Origin of the sequence: Rhizobium sp. TH135 (assembly GCF_002855515.1) — a bacterium.
In the GTDB taxonomy this organism is placed as follows: domain Bacteria; phylum Pseudomonadota; class Alphaproteobacteria; order Rhizobiales; family Rhizobiaceae; genus Allorhizobium.
This window is the reverse complement of the sequence record NZ_PKRP01000007.1, coordinates 1-14,251: the sequence shown is the minus strand read 5'-3', so window position 1 is coordinate 14,251 and position 14,251 is coordinate 1. Positions and strand designations below refer to the sequence as shown.

The 14,251-nt window shown below is 60.6% G+C and carries 11 protein-coding genes and 1 riboswitch; of the genes, 3 read left to right on the top strand and 8 right to left on the bottom strand.

Annotated features, from left to right (window positions below; genetic code table 11):
- Positions 1-80: 80 nt before the first annotated feature.
- Entirely contained in the window at positions 81-1,007 is a 927-nt protein-coding gene (locus C0V73_RS19845) for a hydrogen peroxide-inducible genes activator (RefSeq protein ID WP_102021757.1), read from the top strand.
- Positions 1,008-1,043: 36 nt separating this feature from the next.
- Here C0V73_RS19845 and C0V73_RS19840 read toward each other — a convergent pair whose 3' ends face one another.
- Complete coding sequence (locus C0V73_RS19840) at positions 1,044-2,528, bottom strand: NAD-dependent succinate-semialdehyde dehydrogenase (RefSeq protein ID WP_102021756.1); 1,485 nt, start codon at positions 2,526-2,528, stop codon at positions 1,044-1,046.
- Positions 2,529-2,531: 3 nt separating this feature from the next.
- A complete protein-coding gene (locus C0V73_RS19835) occupies positions 2,532-3,812 on the bottom strand; it encodes a 4-aminobutyrate--2-oxoglutarate transaminase (protein ID WP_102021755.1) in 1,281 nt (426 codons plus the stop codon).
- 146 nt (positions 3,813-3,958) lie between these two features.
- Between C0V73_RS19835 and C0V73_RS19830 the strand changes: the two genes are divergently transcribed.
- Entirely contained in the window at positions 3,959-4,777 is an 819-nt protein-coding gene (locus C0V73_RS19830) for a MerR family transcriptional regulator (RefSeq protein WP_102021754.1), read from the top strand.
- Positions 4,778-4,844: 67 nt separating this feature from the next.
- On the opposite strand, the gene C0V73_RS19825 is transcribed toward C0V73_RS19830, so the two are convergent.
- The 6 genes from C0V73_RS19825 to C0V73_RS19800 form a co-directional block, all read right to left on the bottom strand.
- Positions 4,845-6,269 carry an efflux transporter outer membrane subunit gene (locus tag C0V73_RS19825; RefSeq protein WP_102021753.1) on the bottom strand — a complete coding sequence of 475 codons (1,425 nt, stop codon included), beginning with the start codon at positions 6,267-6,269 and terminating at the stop codon, positions 4,845-4,847.
- Between the two features lie 127 nt (positions 6,270-6,396).
- On the bottom strand, positions 6,397-9,516 hold the full coding sequence (locus tag C0V73_RS19820; protein WP_102021752.1) for an efflux RND transporter permease subunit: 3,120 nt from the start codon (positions 9,514-9,516) through the stop codon (positions 6,397-6,399).
- Between the two features lie 41 nt (positions 9,517-9,557).
- Entirely contained in the window at positions 9,558-10,769 is a 1,212-nt protein-coding gene (locus C0V73_RS19815) for an efflux RND transporter periplasmic adaptor subunit (RefSeq protein ID WP_102021751.1), read from the bottom strand.
- Between the two features lie 138 nt (positions 10,770-10,907).
- A complete protein-coding gene (locus tag C0V73_RS19810) occupies positions 10,908-11,570 on the bottom strand; it encodes a TetR family transcriptional regulator (RefSeq protein WP_102021750.1) in 663 nt (220 codons plus the stop codon).
- A 17-nt stretch (positions 11,571-11,587) separates the two neighbouring features.
- Positions 11,588-12,532 (bottom strand): phosphoribosylaminoimidazolesuccinocarboxamide synthase, encoded by a 945-nt coding sequence (locus tag C0V73_RS19805; protein WP_102021749.1) that lies wholly within the window; start codon positions 12,530-12,532, stop codon positions 11,588-11,590.
- Positions 12,533-12,667: 135 nt separating this feature from the next.
- On the bottom strand, positions 12,668-13,351 hold the full coding sequence (locus tag C0V73_RS19800; RefSeq protein WP_102021748.1) for an energy-coupling factor ABC transporter permease: 684 nt from the start codon (positions 13,349-13,351) through the stop codon (positions 12,668-12,670).
- Between the two features lie 49 nt (positions 13,352-13,400).
- Positions 13,401-13,616: riboswitch (cobalamin riboswitch) on the bottom strand.
- Between the two features lie 153 nt (positions 13,617-13,769).
- On the opposite strand from C0V73_RS19800, the gene C0V73_RS19795 reads away from it, so the two are divergent.
- Positions 13,770-13,982, top strand: coding sequence for a hypothetical protein (locus tag C0V73_RS19795; protein WP_102021747.1), 213 nt, complete (start codon positions 13,770-13,772; stop codon positions 13,980-13,982).
- Positions 13,983-14,251 lie beyond the last annotated feature (269 nt).

Here is a 14,251-nt window from a genome sequence, read left to right as displayed (position 1 = left end):
ACCTATATGACCCGCCTTGATTGATTGTTCCAATTCATTGATTATATAAAACTGATAGTTTTTCTCTATGAGGTTCGGCGATGCCTTTTCGACCCAGTCATCGGCAGTTGGAGTATCTCGTCACGCTGGGCGAGACAGGGCACTTCGGAGAGGCCGCAAAGCGTTGCAATGTCTCGCAGCCGACGCTCTCAGTGCAGGTGGCGCTGCTTGAGAAGCAGCTCGGGGTGACGTTGATCGATCGCATGCCCGGACAGGTCGTGCCTACGCCTGTCGGCGCCGAGGTGATCACGGCCGCAAAGGTCATCCTCAATGGTCTCGATGAAATCCGTGCGGTTGCGACAGGGTCGAAAGCCAATCTCGGCGGTGCCATCCGGCTGGGGGTCGCACCCTCGTTTGGACCCTACTTCCTGCCCTATCTCCTGCCGCCGCTGCACAAGCGCTATCCTGAGCTCAAGATCTACATCCGCGAGGATCGGCCGCGTCAGTTGGAGAAGGCAGTGCTGCAGGGGGAGACGGATTGTGGATTGGGACCTCTGCCATCTTCCGAAGACGGTTTCGTCTCGCTCCAGATCTGCCGGGAGCGGATCCTCCTCGGCGTGCCCAAGGCGCACCGGCTGGCTACGTTCGACACGATTTCGCCGGATGAGCTGAAGGGCGAGCGGTTGCTCACGCTCGGTCCGGGGCATCGCTTGATGGATGAGGTGAGGCGCCTCGCCGACATGTCGGGTGCCACGCTCGCCGAGGAGTATGAAGGGTCGAGCCTCGACGCGATCCGCCAGATGGTCTCGATCGAGATGGGGCTTTCGCTCTTCCCGGAACTCTATGTGCGATCGGAATTTGCCAAGGAGGACGGGATCAAACTCCTGACGATCGAGCATTGGCAGGGGGTGCGGGATATCGGCTTCTTTTGGCGGCAGGCCTCTGCTCGGCAAAGCCACTTCGAGGCACTGGCCGAACTTGGCTACTCGGTGGCGGATCGGATCTTTTCACCGAGTGAGCCGAAATGAAAATCCCCGGCGTAGGGCCGGGGATCTCGCATGCGATCAGGCGATGCCGCCGAGGCAGATGTACTTGATCTCGGTATAGTCATCGATGCCGTATCTCGACCCTTCGCGGCCGAGACCCGACTGCTTGATGCCACCGAAGGGTGCGACTTCCGTCGAGATGAGGCCGGTGTTGACGCCGACCATGCCGTATTCAAGGGCTTCCGCGACGCGGAAGATCTTGGCGATGTCCTTCGAGTAGAAATAGGAGGCAAGGCCGAACTCTGTCGCGTTGGCGAGCTCAACCACTTCCTCTTCGGTGTCGAACTTGAAGAGCGGGGCGACCGGGCCAAATGTCTCTTCGGTCGCGACCTTCATATCGGTGGTGACACCGGTGAGGATGGTCGGTTCGAAGAAGAGTTCGCCAGCCGAGGACGGCTTGCCGCCGAGGGCGACCTTCGCGCCCTTGGAGACGGCGTCGGCGACGTGCTCCTTGACCTTGTCGACCGCCTTGGCGTCGATCAGCGGGCCGGTCGTCACACCTTCGGCAAAGCCATTGCCGACCTTCAGCTGGCCGACTTTTTCCGCGAGCTTCTTGGCAAACGCGTCATAGATGCCGGATTGGACATAAAGGCGGTTGGCGCAGACGCAGGTCTGACCGGCGTTGCGGTACTTCGAGATCATCGCGCCTTCTACGGCTGCATCGAGGTCGGCATCGTCGAAGACGATGAAGGGCGCATTGCCGCCGAGTTCCAGGCCGAGCTTCATGATCTGGTCGGCACCCTGGCGCATCAGGATGCGGCCGACATTGGTGGAGCCGGTGAAGGTCAGCTTGCGCACCTTGTCATTGGCGCAGAATTCCTGGCCAACCATGGCTGCGTCCGTCGAGGTCAGTACCGAGAACAGACCGGCAGGCAGGCCAGCGCGCTCGGCGAGGATCGCAAGGGCGAGTGCCGAAAGCGGGGTCTGGGCGGCAGGCTTCGACACCATCGCACAACCGACGGCGAGAGCCGGGGCGACCTTCCGGGCGAGCATGGCGTTCGGGAAGTTCCACGGCGTGATCGCGCCGACGACACCCACCGGCTGCTTGATGACCATGATCCGCTTGTCAGCCTGATGGCCGGGGATCGTGTCGCCGTAGACGCGCTTGGCTTCCTCGGCGAACCATTCGACGTAGGATGCACCGTAGAGGATTTCGCCGCGGGCCTCAGTCCAGGGCTTGCCCATTTCCATCGTGAGGATTGTTGCGAGATCGTCAGCATTGGCGACCATCAGGTCATTCCACTTGCGGAGCACCGCGGCGCGCTCCTTGCCGGTCTTCTTCGCCCAGGCCTTCTGTGCGGCATGTGCCGCATCGATGGCCTTGGTGACCTCCGCCTTGCTCACATCAGGGAGAACCGCGATGACTTCGCCCGTTGCCGGGTTGGTGACCTCGAAGGTCTTGCCCGACTGGCTTGCGGCCAGCCAGTCATTGCCGACCAGCGACTTGTCCGTCGCCAGTGTCGGGTCCTTCAGTTTGTCGGTCAGAACGTTCGAAATGGTCATGCCTCAGGCTCCTGCTGCAACTTCACGGATCGAGGCTTCGATCAGTTCGAGCGCCTCGTTGAAGACCTCGTCCTGAATGGTGATCGGGGCGAGGAAGCGGATGACGTTGCTGTAGACGCCGCACGTGAGCAGGATCAGGCCCTTCTCCAGCGCCTTCAGACGCACCGCATTGGTGAAATCCGCATTCGGCTTGTCGGTTCCCGGCACCTTGAATTCGACGGCATTCATGAAGCCGAGACCACGGATATCCATGATGTGTGGTACATCGGCGCGGATCGCTTCGAGGCGCTGCTTCAGGCGGTTACCAAGCTGGTTGGCGCGGTCGCAGAGCTGCTCTTCCTCGATGACGTCGAGAACGGCATGGGCGGCTGCGATCGCCAGCGGGTTGCCGGCATAGGTGCCGCCGAGGCCGCCGGGGCCGGGGGCATCCATCAGTTCGGCGCGGCCGGTGACGGCCGAGAGCGGGAAGCCGCCGGCGAGGCTCTTCGCCATCGTCGTCAGGTCCGGAACCACGTCGTAATGGTCCATGGCAAACAGCTTGCCGGTGCGGGCAAAGCCGGTCTGCACTTCGTCGGCCACAAGCAGGATACCGTGTTCGTCGCAGAGTTCGCGCAGTGCCTTCATGAGGGCGCGCGGAACATCATAGAAGCCACCTTCGCCCTGGACCGGTTCCAGGATGATGGCTGCAACGCGCTTCGGGTCGACATCTGCCTTAAACAGCTTGTCGAGCACGTCGAGAGAGGTCTCGACGTCGATGCCGTGCATTTCGAGCGGGAAGGGCACGTGGAAGACGTCGCCCATCATCGGGCCGAAGCCAACCTTGTAAGGAACGACCTTGCCGGTCAGCGCCATGCCGAGGAAGGTACGACCATGGAAGCCGCCGGTAAACGCGATCACGGCTGAGCGGCCGGTGGCGCAACGGGCGATCTTGATGGCGTTTTCGACGGCTTCGGCGCCGGTCGTTGCGAAGATCGTCTTCTTCTCGAAGTTGCCGGGTACGATCTTGTTGAGACGCTCGGCAAGCGCGACGTAGTTTTCGTAAGGGACGACCTGGTGGCAGGTGTGGGTGAAGCGGTCGAGCTGGTTCTTGACGGCTTCGACGACCTTCGGATGACGATGGCCGGTGTTGAGTACGGCAATGCCGCCGGCGAAGTCGATGTAGCGACGGCCTTCGACATCCCAGATCTCCGAGTTCTCAGCCTTGTCGGCATAGATCTGCGTGGTCATGCCAACGCCGCGGGAAATGGCGTCATTCTTGCGGGCTGAGATTTCGGCGTTCTTCATCGTTTTCGTCCTGTGCGAAGGGTTGCCAGCGGCGTCGCATCCGACTGCGATCACGCGGTCTCATATTTCCTACATTTTTTCTGTAGACTTGCAATATGCTTTATCGGCATTATCACCCGTGACTGCGACATTTCCTTGGGGGCAGCGTGGACGACATCCGGTTCAAGATTGCAGAAGCCGCCAGAATGGCGGGCGTCTCGCCCTCCACGCTGCGGCTGTGGGAAACGCAGGATCTGATCCAGCCAATCCGAACGGCCACGGGGCAGCGGCTTTATGACCGCGCACTGGTGGATCGCCTGAAGCATATTGCCTGGTTGAGGAGTGAAAGAGGCCTGAACCCGGCAGCAATCCGTGAGAGCCTGCGTGAGGTTGCCTCGGAGACCGATGAGGACGTGGCAGATGGTGAGGACGACGCCTCCGATATCCGTTCTGGCACCCGGATCCGTCGCTTGCGGCGCGAGGCTGGCAAGACGCTGGAGAGTGTAGCGCAAGCGACGGGCGTTGCGGTCTCACAGCTGTCGACGTTTGAGCGCACCTCCCAGGGCCTGTCCTTCACGGCCCTGCATGAGGTGGCGCGCCACCTCGGCACGACACTGGCCTCGCTGAGCGGCCAGGAAGAGGGGAGGGGCGGAGAGTCCCTGATCCGCGACGGCAAATGGGCTTCATGGCCCACCACCTCGTCCGGCGTTGCGGTGCAAGTGCTGGCCGAGGGCCGGAACGCGATGGAATGCAACCGTTTCCAGTTGGCGCCCGGTGCATCGAGTGAAGGCGCCTATCAGCACGAGGGCGAGGAGTTTCTCTACATGCTCTCAGGCAGCCTGGAGATCATTCTCGATGGCGACAAGTTCTTCGAGCTGAATGCCGGGGACAGCTTCTATTTCGAGAGCCGCAGACCGCATTCGTGGCGGAACATTTCAAGCGGCGAAACCGTGCTTATCTGGATCAACACGCCGGCTACTTTCTAATTCAGGCAAAGAAAAACCCGGCGACCGTTTCCGGTGCCGGGCTCTCATATCGTTTGGCTGCAGGCGCTTACTTGCTGGCGACCACGGTCTTTGCGCCATCCCAGGCATAGCCGCCACCGATGGCGACGTTGAGGGACACATAGCCATTCGCCAGCTGCTGCACAGCCTGGGCAAGGTTTGCCTGGGCGCTTGCGACGTTGCGCTGGGCATCCAGGACGTCGAGCAGCGAGGAAGCTCCGTCACGGTAGCTCGCGGTGGCGAGCGACAGGGCTTCTTCGTAGGAGCGCACGGTCGCGGTCAGGGCCGATACCGTCTGGCGCGTGCGGCTTACGGCAACGAGTGCGTTCTCGACTTCGGAAACAGCGTTCAGCACGGTCTGTTTCCAGGCGAGATAGGCTTCGCGAGCTGCGGCTTCATTCGCCTTGATTCTGGCGAGGCGAGCCCCTGCGTCGAAGATCGGCAGGTCGAGGCTTGGACCGAAGCCCCAGGACGTTGCCTTGCCGCTGGCAGCCGATGTTGCAACCAGCGTCGGCGAGATCGAGCCGCTGAGCGAGATCGACGGATAAAGGGCTGCTTCGGCAACACCGATTTCGGCAGTTGCGGCTGCGAGATTGCGTTCGGCCGCGCGGATGTCCGGACGGTTGCGGATGAGGTCGGCAGGAACGCCGGCGCTGACGCCGCGGCGTGCATAAGGCTGAGCCGCGCCCTTCTGAAGGTCGGCGAGCAAGCTGGTTGCGGGCAGGCCGAGCAGCAGCGAGATGCGGTGGACCGACTGACGGAACGAGATTTCGAGGGCCGGAATTTCAGCGAGCGTGGAGTTCACCAGACCTTCGGACTGGACGACATCCAGACGCGAGGCGGCACCTGCTTCGAGCTGAAGGCGGGTCAGTTCAAGCGTTTCGCGGCGCGATGTCAGGTTCTTGCGCGCAATCGCGATGCGTTCCTGATAGTAGCGCGCATCGACATAGGCCGATACGACACTCGACAGGAAGGTCAGACGCGCCACGTCAGCGCTTGCATAGGCTGCGTCCAGCGAAGCCTTTGCGCTTTCCTTCGACCGGCGATACTGGCCGAACAGATCGATCAGCCACGATACGCTGGCGGTGCCAGTCGATGTGTTGGTCGTGTCGCTGTCACGGGTCGATAGCGCGCCGCTTGCATTCGTCTTCGACACCTGATGGTCCGCACTCACGTTGAGCTGCGGGAAGGCTGCCGAGTCGGCTGATTCGAAATTGGCTTCCGCCGAGGTGATGCGTTCGATTGCCTGGAGGACGTCGAGGTTCTGGGAGAGGCCCGTTTCGACCAAGCCGTTCAACCGACGGTCGTTGAAGGCGGTCCACCAGGGTGCCAATGTCACGTCCGCTGCAGCACGCGTGCTGCCTTCGGAAAACTTGACGGGGAGAGCCGTTTGCGGCGCCTCGTGATCGGGTCCGACGACACAACCGGAGAGAAGGAGCATTGCGAGAGGTGCGGCAGCGCGAATTTTCAGCATCACGTGTTCCTGTATTGGTCCCCCGGTCGAGCCGCGAAGGTTCTATTAATACCTTGGCCAGCGACCGCTTTACTCACGCAGGCTACCGCAGCAGCCTACGCAATAATTCCTTAACGTAGTTTGTCAATCACCCCTTAGACAGCTCTTCTTTCGGTTTTGCACCGCCGAAGAGTTGCCGAATGATCACGAAAAACGACGGCACGAAGAAGATTCCGAGCGCTGTAGCGGTGAACATGCCGCCAAGAACGCCAATACCGATCGAATTCTGCGCTGCAGAGCCTGCGCCCGTTGCAATTGCAAGCGGCACAACGCCCAGGATGAATGCGAGAGACGTCATGATAATCGGACGCAGTCGGAGCTTTGCAGCTTCGAGTGTTGCATCAATGACACTCAATCCGGCAGCCTGACGGTCCTTGGCGAACTCCACGATGAGAATCGCATTCTTCGCTGCCAGGCCGATGGTGGTCAGCAATCCGACCTTGAAATAGACGTCGTTCGACTGGCCGAAGAAGTATGCCGCCGCCACCGCACCAAGCACACCGACGGGAACCGCCATGATGACCGAGAACGGAATCGACCAGCTTTCGTAGAGTGCGGCGAGGCAGAGGAAGACGATGAGAACCGACAGCGCGTAAAGAAGCGGTGCCTGCGACCCGGACAGTCTCTCCTGATAGGAAATCCCCTGCCACGCGACCGTGTAGCCGCCGCTCATGTTCGCGGTGAGCTGCTCCATCGTATCCATGGCCGTGCCCGAGCTTACGCCGGCACCTGCCGCACCTTCCATCGAGATCGCGCCGACGCCGTTATATCGGCTAAGCGTCGGGGCACCACTGATCCACTCCGTCTTGACGAAGGAGGAGAAGGGGACCATCTCGCCGGTCGAATTGCGGGCGTGCCAGTCGTTGATTGCGGTCTCCTGCATACGGTAGGGCGCATCGCCCTGCACGTAGACCGGCTTCAATTCGCCGTTCAGCGTAAAGTCGTTCACGTCGCGGCCGGCGAAGATGATCGACAGCATGCTGTTCACGGTCGCTACGTCGAGACCCATTGCGCCCATCTTTTCCTGGTCGAGCAGCAGCTTGAGCTGTGTTTCGGCCGGTGGGTTGTTGGTACGCAGCGAGCTGACATTGGCGTTGGCGCTGCCGGCCTGCATCAATTGCTGGGCCGCTGCCGTCAGAGCTTCAGTGCCGTTCTTACCACTGTCGACGAGATACATCGAGAAACCGCTCGATGTGCCAAGACCTGGGATCGCCGGCGGTTGCAGCGGGAATACCTGTGCGTCGCGCAGGGTGAAGAAGTAGCCCATGGCGCGCTGGACGACTGCCGAAGCGGCAAGCTGAGGCTCCTCGCGCAGTTCGAAATCCTTGAGCTTGGCGAAGACGAGGGCGTAGTTCTGGCCCGAACCGGTGAAGGAGAAGCCAGAGACGGAGAAGACGTCCTGGATCGCGTCCTTTTCCTTGTCGAGATAGAAGTCCTCGATCTTCTTGATGATCTCTTCCGTGCGCGTAACCGTGGCGCCGTTCGGCAGCTGCACGATGGTCATCAGCACGCCCTGATCTTCTTCCGGGAGGAAGGAGGAGGGAAGGCGCAGGAAAAGCCAGCTCATGCCGCCAATGACGATCGCGAACATCAGCATGACCCGCAGCGGGCGCTTCAGCAGATAGCCGATCGTGGAGACATAGCCGCCGGTCGCACTGTCGAAATTGCGGTTGAACCACGCGCCGAGGCCGCGCTTCTCCTTATGATGGTCGATCGGCTTGAGCATCGTTGCGCACAAGGCCGGCGTCAGCACGATGGCCACGAGGGCCGAGAGTAGCATGGCCGAGACGATCGTCACGGAGAACTGGCGATAGATGATGCCCGTGGAACCGCCGAAAAAGGCCATCGGGATGAAGACGGCGGTCAGAACGAGGGCGATGCCCACGATCGCGCCCGTGATTTCGCCCATCGACTTCTCTGTCGCCTCAAGCGGCGAGAGGCCTTCCTCCGACATGATGCGTTCGACGTTTTCCACGACGACGATCGCGTCGTCGACGAGAAGGCCGATCGCAAGCACCATGGCAAACATGGTGAGCGTGTTGATCGAATATCCCGTCAGCGCAAGGATGCCGAATGTTCCGAGAAGCACCACGGGCACTGCGATCATCGGGATGATCGTTGCGCGCAGGTTCTGGAGGAAGACGAGCAGGACCACGAAGACCAGAACGATAGCTTCGATCAGCGTATGAACGACCTTCTCGATCGACAACTGTACGAAGGGCGTCGTGTCATAGGGATAGGTAATGACGACGTTTTCCGGCAGCGAAGGCGCGATCGTCTCAAGCTGCGACTTAACGCGGGCGGCGGTATCCAGTGCATTGGCGCCGGTCGCAAGGTTGACGGCGAAGCCGGTTGCCGGGTTCCGGTTGGATCGGGTCTTCGTGCCGTAGCTCTCCTGGCCGATCTCAATACGGGCGACGTCGCTTAGGCGCACCGTCGCACCGTCTGTTTCCGTCTTCAGAATGATGGATTCGAAGTCAGAGACAGACTGCAACTGGCTCTGTGCCGTCACCGTCACGGTCAACTGCTGGCCTGCCGGCGCCGGCTGGCTGCCGAGGGCGCCGACGGAAACCTGGGTGTTCTGGGCCTGGATCGCCGTGGTGACGTCCGTGGGCGTCAGCTGGAATTTGTTCAGCTGAAACGGGTCAAGCCAGACGCGCATGGCATAGCCAGTGCCGAAGACCTCGATGCTGCCGACGCCTTCCAGACGCTTGATCTGGTCCTCGATCTGCGAGGAGAAGATATCGCCGAGTTCGACGTTGCTGCGTGCACCGTCAGTCGAAACCAGGGCGCCGACGAGCAGGATGCTGGACGTCGAACGCGTGACCGAGATGCCGGCCGTCTGGACGATATCGGGCAACTGCGACTGCACGAGCTGCAGCTTGTTCTGCACCTGAACCTGGGCGATTTCCGGATCGATGGAGTTGCCGAAGGTCAGGGTTACGCTCGCAGAGCCGGTGCTCGACGACGAGGTCATGTAAGTGAGATCGTCGAGGCCGGTCATGCCGTCCTCGATGATCGACGTTACAGACTTCTCGACGGTCTCGGCGCTGGCGCCGTTATAGCTTGCCGAGATCTGCACCGTCGTCGGCGCGATTTCCGGGTACTGAGCGATCGAGAGCGTCGAGATCGCTAAAGCGCCCCCGAGCATTATGATGATCGCGATCACCCAAGCGAAGATCGGGCGACGGATGAAATACTGGGCCATGGGTTATCCTTTACGCCTCGGTTGCCTTGCCTGTCGCACAATTACGGTTGTGCAGCAGGGGCGGCAGCCGGAGCCGCGGTCTCTTCGACGATACCGTCCGCGTTGATCTTCGCTTCGACTGGCTGGACAGGTGCCCCATCGCCGATCCACTGGAACCCGTCGACAATCAGCTTGTCACCGTCGGAGATGCCGGAGGCGACGAGCCAGTTGCTGCCCGAAACCTGTGCGTCATCGAAGATGCGTGTCTCGACCTTGTTGTCAGCGGTGACGAACTTTGCCGAAAGCTCCCCGTTGGCGCTGCGGGTCGCGGCGCGCTGGGGGATCAGGAAGCCTTCTTCGGTGCCAACGCTCACGGTTGCCCGGACATACATGCCCGGCAGGATGAGGCCATCCGGGTTGTCGAAGACTGCGCGGATCGAGAAGGTACCGGTCGTCTGGCTCACGGCCATTTCCGACATGTCGAGCTTGCCGACCACAGGATATTCATGGCCATCTTCAAGGGTCAACCGGATGTCGGTCGCGCCATTTTCCGCGCGGTTGATGCGACCTGCAGCGATCGCTTCGCGCAGACGCAGGAGATTGACGCTCGATTCCGTCAGGTCGATATAGATCGGATCCAGACGGCGCAGCGTCATCAGCGTGTCGGTCTGGTTTGCCGTCACCACATTGCCGATCGAGTAGCGCGATGCCGTCGTCACGCCTTCGAAGGGCGCACGGATCTCGGTCAGGGCCAGTTCGATCTCTGAGGAGCGCAAGGCTGCTTTGGCCTGGGCGACATCAGCCTCCGCCTGAAGAAGCGTCACGCGGGCGTTTTCGAGCTCAACCTGGGTCGCGCCGCTGCCGACGAGGCGTTCCTGGCGTGCCAGGTTGGACTGCGCGGTCGGCACACCGGCCTCTGCTTTTTGCAGGCTCGCCTGGGCCTGCGCCTGGGCTGCGCGGTAGGTGTCGTCCTCGATCTTGTAAAGCAGATCGCCTTCCTTGACCTCGTTGCCTTCCTTGAAGGCGATTTCCTTGATCACGCCGCTGACGCGCGGACGGATTTCCGCCATCTGAAAGGCGGCGGCGCGTCCCGGGAGTGTCGTGGTCAGCGTCTGCGGTGCCTTCTTCATCAGCACCACGCTGACGGCTGTGGGTGGTCGCTCGCCTCCGGGCGCTCCGCCGCCGGCGTTCTGGGCCGTTTCCTGATCGCTGCAACTCGCGAGTGCGGCGGTGCAGGCAAGAAGAACAGTGGCGAACTTGAGGCTTCGGCGCATGGAAAATCCCAAAATATGGCGGTCATTGAAGGTGAGGGCCGCTTGCGCCAGGAGGTTAAATCTCCTCGACGCAGAACAATGCCCCAACCGTCTGACGCGATGGCAGGTCTCGATGAAAGTGACGTAATCCAGGTATCGTCACTTAACAAGTGGCAAGCGCATGGCTGCGTCGATCAACGCGACAACATCCTTGCATCGTGTTGCCATAATGTCAGCCTTTTCCAATCCTGTCATGACAGGATGGATCACGCAGGACAGTGCATCGAAGGCCGCATTGGCGAAACGCGGAATGTCGGTCACGTGGTAGCAGCCCTCGCGGATGCCGGCTTCGATGATGTCGGCGATCATTTCGACGACCATCTTCCGGAAACGGTCACCACAATCGAGCTCTTCGGTGATGGTCACGAGGATCATCTCGAAGACAAAGGGCGCATCCAGGCGGCCGGAGACATGTTCCTGCATCAAGTGGTGGGCCAGTGCACACAGGCGTTCGGGTGCCGGACGGTCCTGTGGCAATTCTCGCAGGGACGCCACGGTCTCTTCGATGGCGCGTGTCGCGATCGCATCAACGAGACTGGTCTTCGTTCGGAAATGTTTGAAGACATTCGCGGGCGACATGGAGAGTGCTGCCGCAATGTCGGCGATCGCGACACTGGCATAACCATGCGTGCGGAATAGGCTTTCGGCCGTGTTCAGGATCTCTTCGCGGGTTTCCTCGGCGGATTTGCGCGGGCGGCGAACGACCTTGGCTTTCTCAGCCCCTGTACAGCTGCCTGGTGGGGCGCGATAACCGTGATCCATGACGTGTCGGCCTCCTCCTAGCCGATGTAGCGTACCAGATTGTCGTGGACCCGAACCGAGGGGCTTTCACCACTGTCATCAGGCACGAAGGTCTCACCGGTGATCGCTTCATAAGCCTTTATATAGACCTTGGAGGTCTCTTCGACCAGCGATTGCGGGATTTCCGGGATTTGGTCGACATAGGGGTCGCAGCGCTCAGCGACCCAGGCCCGGACGAAATCCTTGTCAAAGCTCTGCGGGCGCTCGCCCTTTTCGAAGCTCGACGGGTAGCTCTCGGCGATCCAGTAGCGGCTGCTGTCGGGTGTGTGAATTTCGTCTGCCAGGATGATCGTGCCGTTCTCATCCGTGCCGAACTCATATTTGGTGTCGACGAGGATCAGGCCGCGTTCCGCGGCGAGCTGCTGCCCGCGTGCAAAGAGCGCAAAGGCGTAGCGTGACAGGGTTTCCCACTGCTGGGCGGTCAGGAGCTTCTTCTCCACGATTTCGGCCGGTGTCAGCGGCTCGTCATGGCCACCGTCGAACTCCTTGCTCGTCGGCGTGATGATCGGGGTCGGAAGCTTTTCATTGTCGCGCATGCCGTCGGGAAGGGTGATCCCGTACATCTGGCGCTCACCCTTCTTATAGAGAGTGAGGATCGAGGTGCCCGTCGTGCCGGCGAGATAGCCGCGGACAACAATCTCGACGGGAAGGATATCGAGGCGTTTGCCGACAACGACATTCGGGTCCGGATAGGCGATCACATGGTTCGGGCAGATGTCGCTGGTCTTGTCGAACCAGTAGCGCGCGGTCTGCGTCAGAACCTGGCCCTTATAAGGTATGCAAGTCAGAATTCGGTCGAAGGCGCTCAGGCGATCGGTTGAGATGATGATGCGGCTTCCGTCCGGCAGGTCGTAGTTCTCACGCACCTTGCCACGATAGTAGTTCGGCAGTTCCGGGTAATGGGCTTCGGACAGGACGCGCATTGTTATCCTCGAGGTCTTCGCGATCGGAGCACGCTGTAAAGGTGCGGTTTCTGCCTCGCGGTACCCGAAAGCGGGGGCTGTTTCAAAGAAAAAGCGCATGGCATGGGCCATGCGCTCTCTTAACGTCGTCTTATATCAGGTCGCTGCGTGGTGCAGGCGGTCGTTGAAGAGCCCATTGTCGGTTGCCTTGCGCAGTGTCTTGGCGGCGGCAAGCACGCCGAGATCGACGAACGGTTCGACGAGGATCACCGTCATATAGGCGGCACCGAAGGTGGCGATGCTGGTCAGACTCTCCGTCGTGAAGCCATGACCATATAGGGCCCAGAACGCGACCCAGGCGACAATGCCGCCTTGATAGGTGGTCGAAAGAGCGAGCGCATCGCGGTAGCCCACGTCAACGTAAGCCTTCTTCTCCGGAATAATGCGCCGAGCGATATGGCTGATGGCAAACAAGGGTACGATCAGCGTCGTGACGTTCATGCCGTATTGCGGCAGATCGAAGGGTGCAAAGAACAGCCCCTGCAGCAGGAGACCAAGTGCCAGACCGATCGAGGCAGCACCGGCGCCGAAGATCAGGAACAGCGTGGAGCCAAGGATCAAGTGCACCTCGGATACGCCGACCGGATGGTGTGGCAGAACTTCGAAGAAAGAGAAGACCAGAGCCGTCGTCAGGAGTGTCCTGCCGGCAAGGCCTGATGATGATGTCTTGGCCTGCAGGTCGTCCTTTGCCATCTTGGCCATCAGGCCAAAGGACAGCGCTGCGGTGGCATAGCTGAGTGCGAGTTTGGCGCCGTCGACGACGCCGGGTTCAATATGCATAACAATGTCCTTTCGTCCGCGCCCACCGCGCGGGAAGAGTAATGCCGCGTTCACGGCGCCAAGTGATGGCAGGTCTCCTGGCTCACGGGTCAGGGCTTCAGTCCGCCTTATCAGCACGAGGCCAATGGCATGTCGGACGTCGCTCACCGTTCACAGTTGCGGGGGCAGCCACGGTTTCGGCCCCTGATGGGTAGTCCTCACCGTATTCCCTCTTCGTCCGCCCGTCGGGTCTTGTCCGGGCGAAACCATCACACGAGAAACTTAGGCCTCTGATCTGATCGATGTCCAGCGGTTTGCGACACCATCAGCAGCAATTGCTGGAGGGGATTGGCAAATGGCAATTTGCCACATTGCCGGTTCCCGTGGGCTAACCTTACCTGGGGGGGGCCGATACGGCGTGAGTGAGAAAGAGAGAGCGATGGGTGTATTGATCTACAGAGTGCCGCTGTTTGGCTGGATGCTGAAGGAGGCGGTCCAGGGGCCGACCACGGCCAAGGTGCTCTTCGTGGCGAACCTGCTGATGGTCTGGCTTCTTGCCATTCTGGCGTTTGGCTATCCCGCGATCATTATTCCGGCACTTGCAGCCGTGCCGGCGATGTTCGTGGTGCTGCTGCTGATCACCAAAGGGTAAAGCCAAAAGCAGGCCTTTCAACCTGATATGCCGGTCCCCATATAGGAGTGAGAGATCTGAAGCCGGTGGGTGATGGCACTTCTGAGAGAGCGAGCTGGCACTTGAAAGTCAGCCCTACAATTTCAGTAGTAAAATCAATCTCTTGAAAAAAACGACAGTTTTTTGACAAAAGGCTGTTGACGGTTTGCGGGAGTGGCCGTATAAGCCGCTTCACCGAACGAGAGGGCGGCGCCGCAGGGCCCGCCGGACTGGTTCAGACAAGATCTCGA